Below are 14,865 nucleotides of genomic sequence, written 5' to 3' on the forward strand. Positions count from 1 at the left end.
TATCCTTCAACTATATTTACAGGCCAATATTTTGTTTCAATCCTTGGTAACTCCCTGCATTTGCAAACCCTTCATTTACAAGCTTTATAAAGGTTTCCGAAAAACCATGCTGACTGAATTCGTCTATTGGCATCATTTGTACATCATGAATCGGATTATGATCAAATTCATTTGATGGTAACATAATTTCCCCTGTAATCTTTTCAAGTAGAAATGTAATATGTAATAAAGATGGACTGGCATCTGGTTTATCACAAACATAGAGTAGCTTCTTAATTTTAACTTCTAATCCCGTTTCTTCTCTCATTTCTCTAACCATCGCCTCTTCTAACATTTCACCATTCTCCACTCTTCCTCCAGGTAAAGACCAATTCCGATTAGCAATTTTTTGCTTTACTAGCAATACTTTTTCATCTTCAATTAAAATTCCAGTAACACGAACTTGCATTACATTTTCCATATGTAATCTTCTCTTCCCATTATATTTACAAATTAATCCTTCCATAAAAAGAACGTACGTTTTATAATTAAAGAAAAATATGGAAGAAAGAAGTTGTTACATTCATGCGTCCACCTTTAACAAAGTCTATATCACTTGAAGATTTCCAAAACTATTATTGGTTAAAAGAAGAACTGCAAACATTTTGTCGTGAGCATGGGTTGCCAGCTAGTGGCTCTAAGATTGAAATAGCCAATCGTATCTCCCATTATTTACATACTGGTAAAATATTAAAAAACAGCTCTGGTCCAAAAGCGAGTAAAACTTCTCTCTCTTATAAAGACCTTTCTCTTCAAACTGTTATTACTGAAAATCACCGCTGTAGCGAAGAGGTTCGGGCCTTTTTCAAAGAAAAAATTGGAGCAAACTTCCGCTTTACAGTAGCTCTTCAAAAGTTTTTTAAAGAGAATGTTGGAAAAACATATGAAGATGCGATAACGTTTTGGTATGAAGAAAACGAACGAAAAAAAGACCCTACATATAAAACAACTATCAGCGCGCAGTTTGAATACAATCGCTTTACTCGTGACTTTTTCGAAGATCCAAATAACAAAGGAAAATCAAAAGCTGATGCTATCGCTGCTTGGAACGAAATAAAAGCAAAGCTTGGTAGCAATGCTTATGTTCCTCAAAAAGTAGAGAACTAGTTCCTTGCTAGTCTTCTACTTTCTCAAATAATAGTGCAAGCCCTATTCCGCCCCCTATTCCTAACGTCGCGATTCCGTATTTCATACGCTCTCGTTTCGCCTGATAAAACAAGCGCGTTACAAGCATAGCCCCAGATGCACCGTATGGATGACCAAGCGCAATTGCTCCACCATTGACATTCAATTTTTTATATGGAATTTGTAACTCCTTTGCACAAGCAACAACTTTTGAAGCAAACGCTTCATTTATTTCAAAATAATCGATGTCCTCTACTTTCATATTCATTTCGTTTAATAATTTGTTCACCGCAAATATCGGACCAGTCCCCGGAAGATTTGGATCCACTCCAACTACAGCACTACGAACGAAACGAAGAACAGGCTTGTATCCTAATTTTCGGGCTTTCCCTTCTTCCATTACAAGAACGGCACATGCTCCATCATTTACACCGCACGAATTACCGGCCGTTACTGTACCATTTTGTAAAAATACGGGTTTTGTTCTTTTAATCATTCTTTCATACTTCATTTCTCGTTTTATAGCTTCGTCAAAAGATCCATTAAAAGAAAGTATTTCATCCTGTAAATATCCATTTTCTAATGCTTGCAGTGTCCGTTTATAACTAAGGTAAGCGTACTCATCTTGCATTTCTCGCGTTATATTATAACGCTCTGCAACATATTCAGCCGCCACTCCCATATTAGGATCACCAATTGTTTCTGGTGAAAATCGCGCTCTATTTTGAAATGGTGATGTACTTGTACTCTCTACTCCTCCTGCAATATAACAATTACCGGCCCCGCCTTGAATAAAATGACATGCGGTGCGGATCGCTTCCAATCCGGCACCACATTGCCGGTCAATCGTTACACCAGGAATACGATATCCAAGTCCTGCTTCTAAAGCAGATAATCTTGCAACATTCCCTCCTGGTCCAACAACATTCCCTAATATGACCTCGTCTATTTCTCTCTCAATTCCTTTACTTAAAAATGTAAGAAGAGGTGCTGCTAATTGCTGAACTTCATACCCTTTTAACATCCCATTCTTCTTACCAATAGGTGTCCTTTTTGCTTCTACAATAACCGCTCTATTCATATATCTTCTCCCGGTTTTCAATTATACTTTTTGCTGCCATACGAGCGATTTTCCCGCTATTTGTATACGGTATTTCATCAACGAAATACCATTCTTTCGGTATTTTAAAAGAGGATAATCGTTGTAAGCAAAAACTTTTTAATTGTTGCTTCGTAGCACTTCCTTTTACGATGGCGACAGGTTTTTCACCCCAGTAACTATCTTCCACACCAATTACAACTATTTCATCAACAGCTGGATGTTCATGTAATACGCTTTCTATTTCTTCTGGGAAAATATTAATTCCTCCAAATAAAATCATATTCTTCTCTCTACCGACAATATAAATAAAGCCTTCTTCATCTTCATAACCTACATCTCGCACTGTCATCCAGCCATCTGCAGTCAACTCTGGAACTAAAACCTTATCCAATATGTAGCCCATAAAAAACTGATCACTGTTCACATAAACAGTTCCTATCTCGCCTTTCGTTACTTCTTCTCCTGCTCCATTACATATTCGCACTTGCACATTGTGACAAGGTTTCCCTACTGAATTGGGCTTTCTATTACTCTCTTCATCAACTAGCGCTGTTACAAAGCTTAACTCCGATGCACCGTAAAATTCGTATTTTTTCGCATTAGGGAATATACTCTTTATTTTTTCTTTCGCTTCAGCTTCCCATTTCGCTCCTGACGAAATAATTTTCATGTCATTTTCTATTACTCTTTTTTCTTTATATAAAGATTCTAGCATTGTCGGAACTGTATACATGACCGAAATATGTTCCATTTCTAACTTGTCCAACACTTGTTTTGGAATAAACTTCCTCATAATATGTACGGTTTGTCCTATATATAATGCACTTATTGCACCGTATAAGAAAAGAGAGTGAACGAGCGTTCCAGCTATTAAAATAGAGTCTTCTTTTTTCATATGAAAATCATGTATATTACAATTAAAACTATGAACCCACGATTGTTGCGCACGTAAAAATGCCTTTGCCTTTCCTGTTGATCCTGATGTAAATCCCATATAAAAAGGAGCATCTTGTAAACTTTCTACAATGTGCTCTGTAGGAAGATAGTTCTCTATTATTTGTTTCCATCTATCAATTTCAATTACTCTTTCTTCTTCATCCAATAGATCATTTAACTTATATTGCTCTGTCACAATCATATCCGGATTACTGATTGCAATCCTTTCTTTAAGCTCATCCTGTTTCCACCTTATATCTAATGGCACACAAACCCATCCGGCCATAGCGGCACCAGCGAATAGTTCTAAAAACTCTATACGATTTTCTAATACAATCGCTATCGTTTTATTCTTCGATTCTTTTTCATTCAACCAGTTTGCTACTTTATACACTGACTCAAACCACTCTTTGTATGTTAAAACTCGATCATTTTCCTTAATTGCTATTTTATTTGGTTGTAAAGAGGCATGTTTTTTATATTCTTTTGTAATACCCATATGAGACGTCCTTTCTTTCCAAAATAATAAAAAGAAACACGCAACGAACGTGTTTCTTCTCTTTCTTATCCCGCATTTGTATATTTGCTTCTCTTTAGAGCAGGCGTAATAATATGTTTCAATGAACGATGTAATTTCGTTACAAGAATTGCTGCTATAATCGCTTTTATGCAATCACCTGGTAAAAACACAACACTTACTTTCACCGTTTCCCATACAGAAATATCCATTACGAAAGCTTGCACAAGGATACCAAATACATAAACTACGAAAATACCACCAATTATATTAATACATAATACTTTTATAATAGAAACTTCACGCAAACGCTCAATTAAGTAACCAATGACAAATGCTCCAACGATATAACCAAGTAAATATCCTGCACTTGGCCCAACAAATACGCTAAAGCCACCACGTCCACCAGCAAGTAATGGCGCTCCAACTCCTACAATAAGTAAGAAAATAAGCTGGCTTAATGCACCAAGACGTGATCCTAACAATCCACCAGCAAGCATAACACCAAGTGATTGTAATGTAATTGGAACTGGTGTAATAGAAAGAGCAATTGGAGGTATTAACCCTAACACTCCCATAATAGAACTAAATAAAGCGACGAAAACTAAGTTTTTTGTATTCATATTTGCTTCTCCTATTTGTAAACTCAAAATGATTTTTAGATAACATATTATAGGAGTTATATTATCTTTCTATCTAGCATTTGTCAACTTATTTTTAAAATAGGTTTACAAATATAAATTCCGTGATTTCTCTTTATGCAAATGCTCGAGTTCTTTTCGAAGCGCCTGTTTTAAAAACTTCCCAACAGATGTTTTCGGTATTTCTTCCATAAATACAATATCGTCTGGTAACCACCACTTTGCAAACTGTGGTTTTAAAAACTCATATATTTCTTCTTTTGTTACTGTACTATTTTTCTTTTGAACGACACACGCAACTGGTCGCTCTTGCCACTGCGGATGAGGAACGGCAACGACAGCCGCTTCAAATATAGCATCATGTGCCATTAACGCATTTTCAAGGTCAACAGAGGAAATCCACTCGCCTCCGCTTTTAATCACATCTTTCGTGCGGTCGACAATTTTTACGCAACCTTCCTCATCGACTGTGACAACATCTCCTGTATATAACCATCCATCGCGAAAGCCTTCAACAGTACGATCATCGTTATAATAGCTTTCAGCGATCCATGGCGCTCGTAAACATAGCTCTCCCATCTCGTACTATCCCACTTCACTTCACCATTTGTACCGACTACTTTCATTTCTACACCAGGGACAAGATACCCTTGCTTTGATCTAATTTCTAATTGCTCTTCATACGATAATTCTGTTTCATAACTTTTTAAACGTGCAAGTGTTACGAGTGGGCTTGTTTCGGTCATACCATATGCATGGATGAAAGGAACATTGTGTTTCTGTTCAAATGCTTTAATAACACTTTTCGGTGCGGCTGCACCACCACATAGTATTCTCGTCATACTAGATAAATCATAACTATTATTTTCTAACTCTTGTAATACATCAAGCCAAATTGTCGGCACACCGGCAGCTAACGTCACTTTTTCAGATTGAATCATTTCTAATAAAATTTTCGGCGTAAACATCGGTCCTGGAAGAACTTGTTTTGATCCAAACCAAGTAGCAGCGAAAGGAAGTCCCCAAGCATTCACATGGAACATCGGTACAATTGCCATTGCCGCGTCACTTTCCGATAAAGCAGCTGTGTCCGCTAAACCGAGTGCCATACAATGCAGTACAGTACTACGATGCGTATATACAACACCTTTTGGATTTCCTGTAGTCGCTGACGTATAACACATACCAGCAGGTGTATTTTCATCAATATCTTTTACAAATTGGAAATTTGGATCGCCTTCTTCTAATAGTTTTTCATAATGATATACAGGTTCTAGCGTAGTATTTGGAATTTCATCTTTATCAGTCATAATAATGTAAGCTTGTACAGTTGATAATTGTGATTGAATATTTTCAATGAGCGGTACGAGATCTTCATCAATAAGTAGAATTCGATCTTCTGCATGCTGAATAATGTATGAAATATGTTGAGGAGATAAACGAATATTAATTGTGTGCAAAACGGAAGCAATACCAGGAATAGCAAAATACGCTTCCACATGTCGATGATGATTCCACGCTAACGTTCCTATACGCTCGCCTTCTTTAATTCCTAATTTTTTTAACGCACTGGAAAGCCTTCTCGTTCTTTCACCTAACTGCTTATACGTTAATGTCGTAACTGTGTCATGTGTCCGTGAAACAATTTCTTTCTTCGAAAATAGTTTTTCTGCTCTTTCCATCATAGAACTAATTGTTAGCGGTACATTCATCATCATATTGGTTATATCCCCCTTTAAAGCGTTTTCATTTTTCGTTTATTATAACAGACTTCTACAAATAATCGCGACATTTTTCTGTATTTTCTGAATTATTTCTTTGGAAATAATTCAGAAAATACTAAGAGAAGATATGCTAAAATTCCTTCTTACGATATATAAATACCGAAATAACAAAAGAAAAGATATATATGATAACGCCAAATATCGTATATAGAATGGAAGCATATAAAGATGAATTTAAATTTGATATTGGAAATTGTTCTATTAGATAGCCAATTACACTTTGTAATCCAAAATAAGTAACAAGTCCCCCGCATGCGCCTCCAATTGTAATAGCATCAGATTTTTCTGCTCCAAAAATATAGAGGAGTGGATAGGCTATTGCTCCGGCATTAAGGATGATAAACGTCCCTAAAGAAACACTCTTAAATATACCATCATCAATTGGCGTACCTGAAACTGAAGCATGTACGTAAAATATGCTATACGATAATAAAGTACCAATAATTACAACTATAAAATAGAAAAGGTAGTGACTTTGCACAATGTTATTTCTAGTAACCGGTAAAGTAAGTACATATTTTTCATAATCTGACTTACTCTCATATTTAATAACTTCAAGTGCAGGAATTGCAGCAAAAAAGATAATAAACGTAGCAATTAAACGGTACATTGAAGCATTACCAAAATAAAAAACGCATCCAGCTCCCAATATCGCTATTCCCATGAACATAAAGAAAGTTCGATACACTAGATAATAGTTTGTCAATAATAAACCTCTCATTTATTTTTCACTCCTCGTTAATAAGACACTTATTTCTTCTATCGAGATGGTTCTATGAGCAATACCACTTGGTAATTTATATATATCTGCTACGAGTACATTGAAATATGAACCAAGTCTCCTTCTAGCCACAACTATATCTTTGTTAATTAAAGCTAATTGTTCTTCATCAACGTCTACAATGGAGTAACTTTTCAAAACTTTATCCTTTTCTTCGTTCAATAAAATTTCTCCATCTTTTATAATGATAAGATGGCTAGCTATTTTTTCTACATCACTCATAATATGAGAAGAAAGTAGTATACCACCATTACTTTTACTCACAAAACTTTTTAATTCCTCTAACACCTCTTCTCTAGATGAAGGATCGAGACCACCCGTCGCTTCATCTAGAATTAATAATTTTGCATTATGCGATAACGCAACAGTTATAGTTAGTTTCATGGACATTCCACGCGAGAATTTACCTACTTTCTCATTAGTAGGTAAAGAAAAAGTATGAACTAATCGATAAAAATTATCTTGATCCCAAGATTCAAACATCTTTTCAAAAACTTTGTTTAGTTGCTTTATCGTAAGATGAGCCGGTAGATTCATAGCATCAAATACGACTCCTATCTTTTCCTTAATCTTGGCATCTTTATTTATATTTTCTTCACCAAATATTTTTACTGTACCACTATCTTTAGAAATTAATTCTAGTACTGTTTTAAAGGTTGTTGATTTCCCTGCTCCATTGTCACCAATGAATCCAACAATTGATCCAGACGGCACATTGAAGGAAACATCTCTTAAAACAACTTTGTTTCCAAATGATTTACTTAAATTTTCAATTTCTAGAAGATTTGACATCATTACACTCCTATCTTAACTTTTCATAAAAATATGTTTTCATTTATTAAAAATTATCCACTTTTTCTCTCACTTTCTTTTTCAGTTTAAAAATAAGACGATTACTATATTCTTTATTTTCTACTAAAATTCGATACGCCTCTAATACTCCTAACACACGAACAAAAAGATAAACTCCAATAGCAATAAGTACAACACAATAAGGGTGATACTGGGCTAATTCTCCTGAAGTGATATGCTTTTTCTCAAATAAAAAAGGTAGCGCTCCTGCTGCTATAAAACAAAATCCAACGATTATTACTACAGCATACTTTTTCTTAATAATTGCATATCTTGTTGTCAATTCTTTTAGAAAGTTTTGATCAAATAATAATTCTTCCTTTTTTAATACATTGTATCGACTCTCTTCTATCATTACAGGTACCATCATCGCTCCAATACCAAGGACAGCAATAATAATAACAAGGAATGTCGACATTGTTGCATCTTCTTTAAATAGTAAATATGGTATTGTAGATAAAATGAGTAAACTAAATCCTAGCGCTATATATTTAGAAATTTTTTGTCCATACGCTACATACCCTTCTGCCATTTCCTGACTTACGTAATAGCCATCCACATTTTCATTACTTTTCTCTGCAGTTTCTTTTAATAAATAGTCGAGTGATACTTCAAAAACATTTCCAATCATTATTAACTTTTCAGTTTCAGGAAAACCTTGACCGTTTTCCCATTTACTAACCGCTTGCCTTGTTGTGTTTAATTTCTCAGCTAATGCTTCTTGAGAAAGGCCCTTTTCCTTTCTTAATTTAAAAAGCTTTTCACCAAATCCCATATGTGTGTGTCCCCCTTTGTTTTCTTACCTAAATTGTATGTAAACATTGCCTTTATCTCTATCTTCCTGCGGTTGCACTTTGTCAACTTACGGTTGCGAATGTGTTATATAGCGGTTTTCTATACAATTTAGCTAGTTTTCTTTTATGATTATGGTGTAAATAAAAACCTCCCATCTCAATAACCAATTATAACAATTAAAGGTAATTATTGTTACCCGAAAATAAAAACTCCTTTATTTATTTAAAGGAGTTTTCGATATGAAATATTCTAAGATGAGCTAATTTTTCTTTCTCATACTAATTCACAATTTCTTCTATACATTTTTGTACGTTGTGCAACGATTCATAAGCATCCCACAGAGTATATGTTGTCATGTCTTTATATAAGGCATATTCATATATATGTAAATATTTCTCCTATTAACTTCCCTAATAAAAACACTTTTTAATAATCATAACGGCTTCTGCTTAAACTTTTCATAATGTCGTACTTTTAATAAAAGGACATTCCCGCAATCTGTACAAATATAAGCATCTACTGGTGAAGATGTGAACATCGTCTCCTTTTTCCGTATTTGTGCATAACCGACAAACTCACCTTCTCCTATATTTTGAGAACCACAATTAGAGCATGTCTGCACGTCTTTCTGTTTCATGAGAGCACCACCTTTAATCTGTTTCTACTCCCTTCGACAGTTCACTTCCATTTCCCTTCCAAAAAACCTCTTATTCTCTTACATTTCAACAGGAATCTCAGAACAAACATCGTATATGTACTATGAAATATATTTATTGACGGGGGAATCTCATGAGTACAATTATGACAATCAATACCGCACAAGAAATTGAAAACGCAGAAATACATATGCTTTCTTCTAGATTAGCACTATTACAAGCAATGGACGGAAATCCAATGCAGGTACAAGTGAAAAAGTTCGGTAGTGCCACTGCCTTTTCATCAAAAGTAATTGCTGGTCCTGCTTTTAATACAGTAAAAGGCGTTACCTTTACAAATACAGATGAGATAGATGCGATTCTCTCTTATTATCAATCACTACAAATTCCTTGCCGTTTTGAAATTACACCAGCGCAAGGTACAGCTGAACTATTTCAATACTTATCTCAAAAAGGTTTTTATCAATCTAGCTTCCATACCGCTTTATATAGTACACCGCGAGAAGATCCGTCCCTTCTTCCTTCTAACATTTCAGTACGCAAACTAAAAGAAAATGAGTTGGATGTTTTTGCAGACATATATGTACGTGGATTTAACATGCCATCCTTTACAAAAGATGGCGTGCGCCAAAATAACGAAATTCTCCACAATAAACCAGGATGGCATTTTTTCATAGCTGAAGTTCAAAACATTCCTGCGGGCATTGGTGTCCTGTATATAAATAAGGGTGTCGCATCATTAGCTGCTTCTGCTACTTTGCCAGAATTTCAGCGTAAAGGTTGTCACACTGCATTAATTCAAAAACGAATTGAGACAGCTATTGAATCCAATTGTCATTTAATAGTCGGACAAGCAAGATTCGGTAGCAGCAGTCAAAATAATATGGAACGTGCCCATATGAAGATCGCTTATACAAAATCAATCTGGACCGCCAAAAACATATAATTAACATCCTTTCTCTTATCATTACTACTTTATACACTTTATGACAATTCCTTTTCAACTCTATTAACCATTTGAATATTCAAACTAAATCTGTTACGCTATTGCTAGATACATCATTCAACTTGCAATATGAAAAGAGCATTCTAATCAAACTACAAGGAGGAGAAATGTATGACAAAGCATGATCATGGTTTAAAAGAAAAAGTAGAAGGTGCCATTGATAAAGTAAAAGGTGAAGTAAAGGAAGTTGTCGGGAAAGTAACTGACAATAAGAAATTACAAGCTGAAGGAAAATGGGATAAGGTAAAAGGCACTGCTAAAGATACTGTCGGTAATGTAAAAAAGAAAGTTAATGAATATAAAGAGAATAAAGAAAATAAATAAAAAACGAAAATGTAGGGTTGTGCAAGTAGTAAGTTACTAGATTTGAGAAAAGAGAAATTGCACCCATAAAAAATCATTTTAAAACGACAAATAGATGCCTCAAGGCATCTATTTGTCTATAAATAACTATTTTAATTACCCAACCCTTAAGCTTTTCCTTACTAACATTTTCTAACATAATGCCTTTGCTACAGTAAAGGCTTACTTTGTGAAATTTGGTTTTAGATCACCTGTATACGGTTCATGTTCAACAAAGATTTTTATATCTTTTCCATTCGCATCTTTCCCCATTCTTGTATACGTAAATTTCTCTTTATTTAATTCTGTAAGTTCAAGAACTGCACCGTATTTATTATTTCCTAACGAAACGTGAGCTCTTATTTTATTGCCATGTACAACATCAAAGAAACCGTAGTCTCCACGACTTTCTCCAGTATTCACATTGAAAAATTCGTATTTATTTGTATTTTTATCGTATTTTGCTAGACTGATTAAGTTTGAGTTATATTTTGTTACATCATTACCTTGGTCGTCTAATACCACCGTTCCGTTCCATAGTGTACTAGATAAAATTTCATCTCCATCAACATCTTTAACTATTTTACCTGTCGAACTTTCTAAATTTTTATCAGGCCGCGTGAAAGAAAGTTCTTTTTCATGGTACGGAATATGTTCAACAAACACCTCTACATCGTTCCCTTTTGTATCTTTCCCCATTCTTTTATATGTAAATTTCTCCTTATCTAATTGCGTTAATTCAACAACTGCTTGATAATTTTGCGTCTCAGAAATTAGTACTCTTTTCTTTCCATCATTCGTTATAAAAAAGGTACCGCTATCATTACGACTCTCTCCTGTATTTGCATTAAAAAATTCATACCTTGCCGTTTTAGCATCATACTTTGCAAGCCCGATGAAATTTTGATTTTCTTTCGTTACATCATTATGATCTTTGTCATAGACTTTTGTCCCTTGCCAGTTTGTTTCACCAAGTATACTAGCTAGTTGTTGCCCCTTCGTCTTTTGAGTTTGCTTAGTTTCTTGTATTGCATTGTATAAAAATTGTGCATACTGTTCACGCGTCACATCCATATTTGGAGCAAAATTTCCTCCGCCTACTCCTTTTGCAATATTATTTGTTTGAACAGCACTAATTGCATTGCTTGCCCATGAGTTCGTTGAAACGTCATTAAAAGTGTGATCACTCTTTGCCTTTAAATGAAAAGCATTTGTAAGAACTTGTGCCATTTCTGCACGCGTTAAGGAAGCCTTCGGTCTAAAATTCCCATGCTCGTCACCCTTAAAAACGCCCATTTCTGTTAAAGACAAAATCTCCTTTATATAACTTGTCGAATCTTCACTTACGTCTCCATATGGGTTCTGATAATTTTTGTCTTCTGCCAAATTAAAATAACGATATAGTAAAGCTGCAACTTGTTCGCGTGTCACGTTATCTCCAAAACCAAATCTTCCATCATCATAGCCGAAAATGATTTTCTCGTCTGTTAATTGCTGAATCGCCTCATATGCCCAGTGCCCCTTTGGAACATCTTTAAATACACCAGTATGATTCGTTTTTGGTGTAATCTCTTCTGCTTTCACCACTCCAGTCGTTTCACTTAATAGACTTCCACCTAAAACTGCTGATATGATACATGTTTTTAAAATTGTTTTATTCATAGCTTCCCAAACCCTTCCTTCATTTAACAAAGAATTACACCACTTTTCTTTCAAAAGAAGATTCTATGTGCGCAATTTATGTTATAAATTTTGATTACAGCTAATGGAATACAAAGTGTTACACATTCAAATTTCTTATTTATAGTATCAATAGCTGCTATATATAGGAATTATAAATAACAACTATAAATTGCCCATAAACAAATTATTAAAAAAAGATAAAATTAAGATAATATATTTTTAATCTCAATTTTTTTATAAAAAACGTTCCTTTTGGCAAAAAAGATGGCTTGAAATTAAAAGTTCATTCTATTTTTTTGTTTATGTTATCATGATAAAAGAAAGAATATTCCGAAATAAAAAACCCTGAATTTGGGCAGAAATGAGGAAAAGAAATTGAATATTGAGCAACAATTATATGATGTGGTGAAACAGTTAATTGAACAAAGATATCCAAACGATTGGGGTGGAGCCGCAGCGATTCGTGTAGAAGATGGAACAATTTATACAAGCGTTGCTCCGGATGTAATAAATGCTTCAACTGAACTTTGTATGGAAACAGGTGCAATTTTAGAAGCTCATAAATTTCAAAAGAAAGTTACACATTCTATTTGTCTTGCGAGAGAAAATGAGCATTCTGAATTAAAGGTACTCTCGCCTTGTGGTGTATGCCAAGAACGTTTATTTTATTGGGGACCAAAAGTACAGTGTGCGATTACAAATGCTAAACAAGATATTATTTTTAAACCTTTAAAAGAGTTGCAACCATATCATTGGACAGAAGCATATCATGATGAAATGGCAAAAGAATGGAGTACGAGATAGAGGAATAAGTTTCATTATTTCCCTGATGACAATAAAAAAATGTCACGGCCTTTTCCAAATAAAACATCGAAAAAGGCCGTGACATAACACTTATTTTATAATTGACGAAAGCTTACTTCCCTTCATTTTTCTCTAACACATACAAATCTTCTTCAATATTAGATAGTTTCTCTGTTACAAGCTTTCTTGCCTCTCCAATTGCTTGATTGTATGCAAATGGTCCAACTAATTTAATCATTTCTTCTATTAAACGCTCTGCTTGGAAACGTCCAATTTCATCTAAATCTTCTTCAACGAAAAATTGCTGAATTTGTGCTACAAGCTCTTCTTTTTTATCATTTGGTATTTTTATATTCATCATCGTTTATTACTCCTCTATATGTAAGATAGTATGTTTCTTAACTCTACCATAGAAAAACGCTTTCCAGGACAACTTTTTGTAACGCCTTCTAGCTCCCTATGACCGAGTATATTTTCTTTCTTTATAGCAAACCGATTCATAAACATTTTACATAAAGAATATAATGCATTCATTTGTGCGGTAGTTGGATCATATTTATCAAAATTACCCGTCATACATATTCCAATTGTATCTCTATTATGATCTTTCGCATGTGCTCCAATATGTAAACCACGTCCTTCGACTACAGTTCCATCTTCTTCAATAAAATAATTGTAACCGATCCCGCTCCACCCTCTTACTTTTTGATGAAATTCATGTGTTTTATACACATCCCATCCATCTTCGGATGTATGGTGAATAATCAGTTTGTTTACTTTTTCTAAAGGAACTAATTCATCTTGAAATGCTAAATTTACACATTTAATTTCCATTTGAATATCCCCCTTAAAAATCAATCATCATAATTGTTTTATCATCTGGTCGTATTCTCTTTTCCCCTTCTAACTCTTCAATAATTGCTACATATTCATTTATACTATTCTTTCTTATATATGCAACAGTTTGTTCGAGTGGCCAATCTGGGTGGAATAATCCGTCTGAACAAATAAAAATCCCACTCACTTCATCTACATGTAATTCCCCATGCTGCAAATAATGAATTGCTTCTTTCATTCCATTCGCAACGGAATATCCCCCCTTCACATTTGCAAGATAACGATTGTATTTTAACTGTTCTCGCACATCTTGAAAAACATGTTCTTCTGGTACAGATAACCCTTTTTTACGATCTTCTTCTCTTTTCTTTTTTGCTCGTTTACTAATTCCTTCAACTGTATCTTTCGTTAATACTTGCATCGTTCCTTTTCGAAATATTGTGACAATCATACAGTCCCCTAACTGTGCGTATTCAATTTTCTCACCAACTATTTGGACTGCCGCGATACATGTGCACCACAAATGCTCTTTCTTTCTCGTATCTACTCCATATGCTAACATTTTTCTTTGCAATGCTTCATTTGCTTTTGCAACTGCAACTTGTAAACTATGCTTTTCGCGGAATGAATTAAAATAACTTGCAAATAAATGTGAAGCGATGTATGCTCCATTATGTCCCTTTTCATCACGAAATGGGACAAGTGGTGTTGCACCGTCACATACACCATAAATCTTTTTTTCTTCATTACAAAAATAAGAATCCTCACATTCTTGCTTCAACGGGCTTTTCTGTTGATATGTTTTTATCTTCACAACTGTATCCCCTTTCAAATGGTAAAATACTCAAATTCTTTTGATTAATCTAATTTTCCGAAATAAACTGTTTTTACCCCATGCCCATCAACTTAAGAATTTTCACTACCCCCAAGTGACAAAAAACGTTATTCTTTCTAAAAAGCTAGCT

General features: G+C 34.5%; 16 protein-coding genes and 2 pseudogenes. 4 read left to right on the forward strand and 14 right to left on the reverse strand.

Features of this window, described 5'->3' with window-relative positions; genetic code table 11:
* Positions 1 to 16 precede the first annotated feature (16 nt).
* Positions 17 to 460, reverse strand: a complete 444-nt coding sequence (locus tag PDQ33_RS17165; protein ID WP_270393240.1) for an NUDIX hydrolase — start codon at positions 458 to 460, stop codon at positions 17 to 19.
* 104 nt (positions 461 to 564) lie between these two features.
* On the opposite strand from PDQ33_RS17165, the gene PDQ33_RS17170 reads away from it, so the two are divergent.
* Positions 565 to 1,146 carry a DUF6434 domain-containing protein gene (locus tag PDQ33_RS17170; RefSeq protein WP_061131664.1) on the forward strand — a complete coding sequence of 194 codons (582 nt, stop codon included), beginning with the start codon at positions 565 to 567 and terminating at the stop codon, positions 1,144 to 1,146.
* Positions 1,147 to 1,153: 7 nt separating this feature from the next.
* On the opposite strand, the gene PDQ33_RS17175 is transcribed toward PDQ33_RS17170, so the two are convergent.
* The 9 genes and pseudogenes from PDQ33_RS17175 to PDQ33_RS17210 all read right to left on the reverse strand — a co-directional run bounded on the left by PDQ33_RS17175 (position 1,154) and on the right by PDQ33_RS17210 (position 9,209).
* Complete coding sequence (locus PDQ33_RS17175; RefSeq protein ID WP_001078016.1) at positions 1,154 to 2,245, reverse strand: acetyl-CoA C-acyltransferase; 1,092 nt, start codon at positions 2,243 to 2,245, stop codon at positions 1,154 to 1,156.
* On the reverse strand, positions 2,238 to 3,701 hold the full coding sequence (locus PDQ33_RS17180) for an acyl-CoA synthetase (RefSeq protein ID WP_061131663.1): 1,464 nt from the start codon (positions 3,699 to 3,701) through the stop codon (positions 2,238 to 2,240). The genes PDQ33_RS17175 and PDQ33_RS17180 overlap by 8 nt, the downstream gene beginning before the upstream one ends.
* Positions 3,702 to 3,766: 65 nt before the next feature.
* Positions 3,767 to 4,342 carry a biotin transporter BioY gene (locus tag PDQ33_RS17185; RefSeq protein WP_061131662.1) on the reverse strand — a complete coding sequence of 192 codons (576 nt, stop codon included), beginning with the start codon at positions 4,340 to 4,342 and terminating at the stop codon, positions 3,767 to 3,769.
* A gap of 105 nt (positions 4,343 to 4,447) precedes the next feature.
* Positions 4,448 to 6,078, reverse strand: a pseudogene (locus tag PDQ33_RS17190) (long-chain fatty acid--CoA ligase).
* Positions 6,079 to 6,214: 136 nt separating this feature from the next.
* On the reverse strand, positions 6,215 to 6,865 hold the full coding sequence (locus tag PDQ33_RS17195) for an ABC-2 transporter permease (RefSeq protein ID WP_061131660.1): 651 nt from the start codon (positions 6,863 to 6,865) through the stop codon (positions 6,215 to 6,217).
* Positions 6,866 to 7,717: an ABC transporter ATP-binding protein gene (locus PDQ33_RS17200; protein ID WP_270756319.1), complete on the reverse strand. Its 852-nt coding sequence runs from the start codon at positions 7,715 to 7,717 to the stop codon at positions 6,866 to 6,868.
* A gap of 46 nt (positions 7,718 to 7,763) precedes the next feature.
* A complete protein-coding gene (locus PDQ33_RS17205) occupies positions 7,764 to 8,552 on the reverse strand; it encodes a helix-turn-helix domain-containing protein (protein ID WP_061131658.1) in 789 nt (262 codons plus the stop codon).
* Between the two features lie 301 nt (positions 8,553 to 8,853).
* Positions 8,854 to 8,987: pseudogene (locus tag PDQ33_RS29075) on the reverse strand (GNAT family N-acetyltransferase); the annotation flags it as partial.
* A gap of 18 nt (positions 8,988 to 9,005) precedes the next feature.
* Positions 9,006 to 9,209, reverse strand: coding sequence for a hypothetical protein (locus tag PDQ33_RS17210; protein WP_000810212.1), 204 nt, complete (start codon positions 9,207 to 9,209; stop codon positions 9,006 to 9,008).
* 152 nt (positions 9,210 to 9,361) lie between these two features.
* Between PDQ33_RS17210 and PDQ33_RS17215 the strand changes: the two genes are divergently transcribed.
* Together PDQ33_RS17215 and PDQ33_RS17220 are read left to right on the forward strand one after the other, a co-directional pair.
* Positions 9,362 to 10,174, forward strand: a complete 813-nt coding sequence (locus PDQ33_RS17215) for a GNAT family N-acetyltransferase (protein WP_061131657.1) — start codon at positions 9,362 to 9,364, stop codon at positions 10,172 to 10,174.
* Positions 10,175 to 10,345: 171 nt separating this feature from the next.
* On the forward strand, positions 10,346 to 10,558 hold the full coding sequence (locus PDQ33_RS17220; RefSeq protein WP_000160413.1) for a CsbD family protein: 213 nt from the start codon (positions 10,346 to 10,348) through the stop codon (positions 10,556 to 10,558).
* 201 nt (positions 10,559 to 10,759) lie between these two features.
* Here PDQ33_RS17220 and PDQ33_RS17225 read toward each other — a convergent pair whose 3' ends face one another.
* Entirely contained in the window at positions 10,760 to 12,238 is a 1,479-nt protein-coding gene (locus tag PDQ33_RS17225) for a DUF4822 domain-containing protein (protein ID WP_061131730.1), read from the reverse strand.
* A 396-nt stretch (positions 12,239 to 12,634) separates the two neighbouring features.
* Here PDQ33_RS17225 and PDQ33_RS17230 point away from each other — a divergent pair, with 396 nt between their 5' ends.
* Positions 12,635 to 13,063 carry a cytidine deaminase gene (locus PDQ33_RS17230; RefSeq protein ID WP_001019672.1) on the forward strand — a complete coding sequence of 143 codons (429 nt, stop codon included), beginning with the start codon at positions 12,635 to 12,637 and terminating at the stop codon, positions 13,061 to 13,063.
* Positions 13,064 to 13,175: 112 nt separating this feature from the next.
* On the opposite strand, the gene PDQ33_RS17235 is transcribed toward PDQ33_RS17230, so the two are convergent.
* From PDQ33_RS17235 to PDQ33_RS17245, 3 genes are read right to left on the reverse strand one after another with little or no spacing between them, the layout of a single operon-like run.
* Positions 13,176 to 13,424 carry a DUF2164 domain-containing protein gene (locus PDQ33_RS17235; RefSeq protein WP_000981073.1) on the reverse strand — a complete coding sequence of 83 codons (249 nt, stop codon included), beginning with the start codon at positions 13,422 to 13,424 and terminating at the stop codon, positions 13,176 to 13,178.
* A gap of 14 nt (positions 13,425 to 13,438) precedes the next feature.
* Positions 13,439 to 13,897, reverse strand: a complete 459-nt coding sequence (locus tag PDQ33_RS17240; RefSeq protein ID WP_000402952.1) for a peptidoglycan recognition protein family protein — start codon at positions 13,895 to 13,897, stop codon at positions 13,439 to 13,441.
* Between the two features lie 13 nt (positions 13,898 to 13,910).
* On the reverse strand, positions 13,911 to 14,732 hold the full coding sequence (locus PDQ33_RS17245) for a protein phosphatase 2C domain-containing protein (RefSeq protein ID WP_270756321.1): 822 nt from the start codon (positions 14,730 to 14,732) through the stop codon (positions 13,911 to 13,913).
* Positions 14,733 to 14,865: the final 133 nt, after the last annotated feature.

The organism is Bacillus cereus group sp. Bc031, assembly GCF_027716265.1.
In the GTDB taxonomy this organism is placed as follows: Bacteria; Bacillota; Bacilli; order Bacillales; family Bacillaceae_G; genus Bacillus_A; species Bacillus_A paranthracis.

Bases quoted from the DNA above. Each gene is read 5' to 3' on its own strand.
- PDQ33_RS17170 (WP_061131664.1), top strand. From the start codon at position 565: ATGCGTCCACCTTTAACAAAGTCTATATCACTTGAAGATTTCCAAAAC.
- PDQ33_RS17235 (WP_000981073.1), bottom strand. From the start codon at position 13,424: ATGATGAATATAAAAATACCAAATGATAAAAAAGAAGAGCTTGTAGCA.
- PDQ33_RS17175 (WP_001078016.1), bottom strand. From the start codon at position 2,245: ATGAATAGAGCGGTTATTGTAGAAGCAAAAAGGACACCTATTGGTAAG.
- PDQ33_RS17220 (WP_000160413.1), top strand. From the start codon at position 10,346: ATGACAAAGCATGATCATGGTTTAAAAGAAAAAGTAGAAGGTGCCATT.
- PDQ33_RS17225 (WP_061131730.1), bottom strand. From the start codon at position 12,238: ATGAATAAAACAATTTTAAAAACATGTATCATATCAGCAGTTTTAGGT.
- PDQ33_RS17185 (WP_061131662.1), bottom strand. From the start codon at position 4,342: ATGAATACAAAAAACTTAGTTTTCGTCGCTTTATTTAGTTCTATTATG.
- PDQ33_RS17180 (WP_061131663.1), bottom strand. From the start codon at position 3,701: ATGGGTATTACAAAAGAATATAAAAAACATGCCTCTTTACAACCAAAT.
- PDQ33_RS17200 (WP_270756319.1), bottom strand. From the start codon at position 7,717: ATGTCAAATCTTCTAGAAATTGAAAATTTAAGTAAATCATTTGGAAAC.
- PDQ33_RS17240 (WP_000402952.1), bottom strand. From the start codon at position 13,897: ATGGAAATTAAATGTGTAAATTTAGCATTTCAAGATGAATTAGTTCCT.
- PDQ33_RS17205 (WP_061131658.1), bottom strand. From the start codon at position 8,552: ATGGGATTTGGTGAAAAGCTTTTTAAATTAAGAAAGGAAAAGGGCCTT.
- PDQ33_RS17195 (WP_061131660.1), bottom strand. From the start codon at position 6,865: ATGAGAGGTTTATTATTGACAAACTATTATCTAGTGTATCGAACTTTC.
- PDQ33_RS17215 (WP_061131657.1), top strand. From the start codon at position 9,362: ATGAGTACAATTATGACAATCAATACCGCACAAGAAATTGAAAACGCA.
- PDQ33_RS17165 (WP_270393240.1), bottom strand. From the start codon at position 460: ATGGAAAATGTAATGCAAGTTCGTGTTACTGGAATTTTAATTGAAGAT.
- PDQ33_RS17210 (WP_000810212.1), bottom strand. From the start codon at position 9,209: ATGAAACAGAAAGACGTGCAGACATGCTCTAATTGTGGTTCTCAAAAT.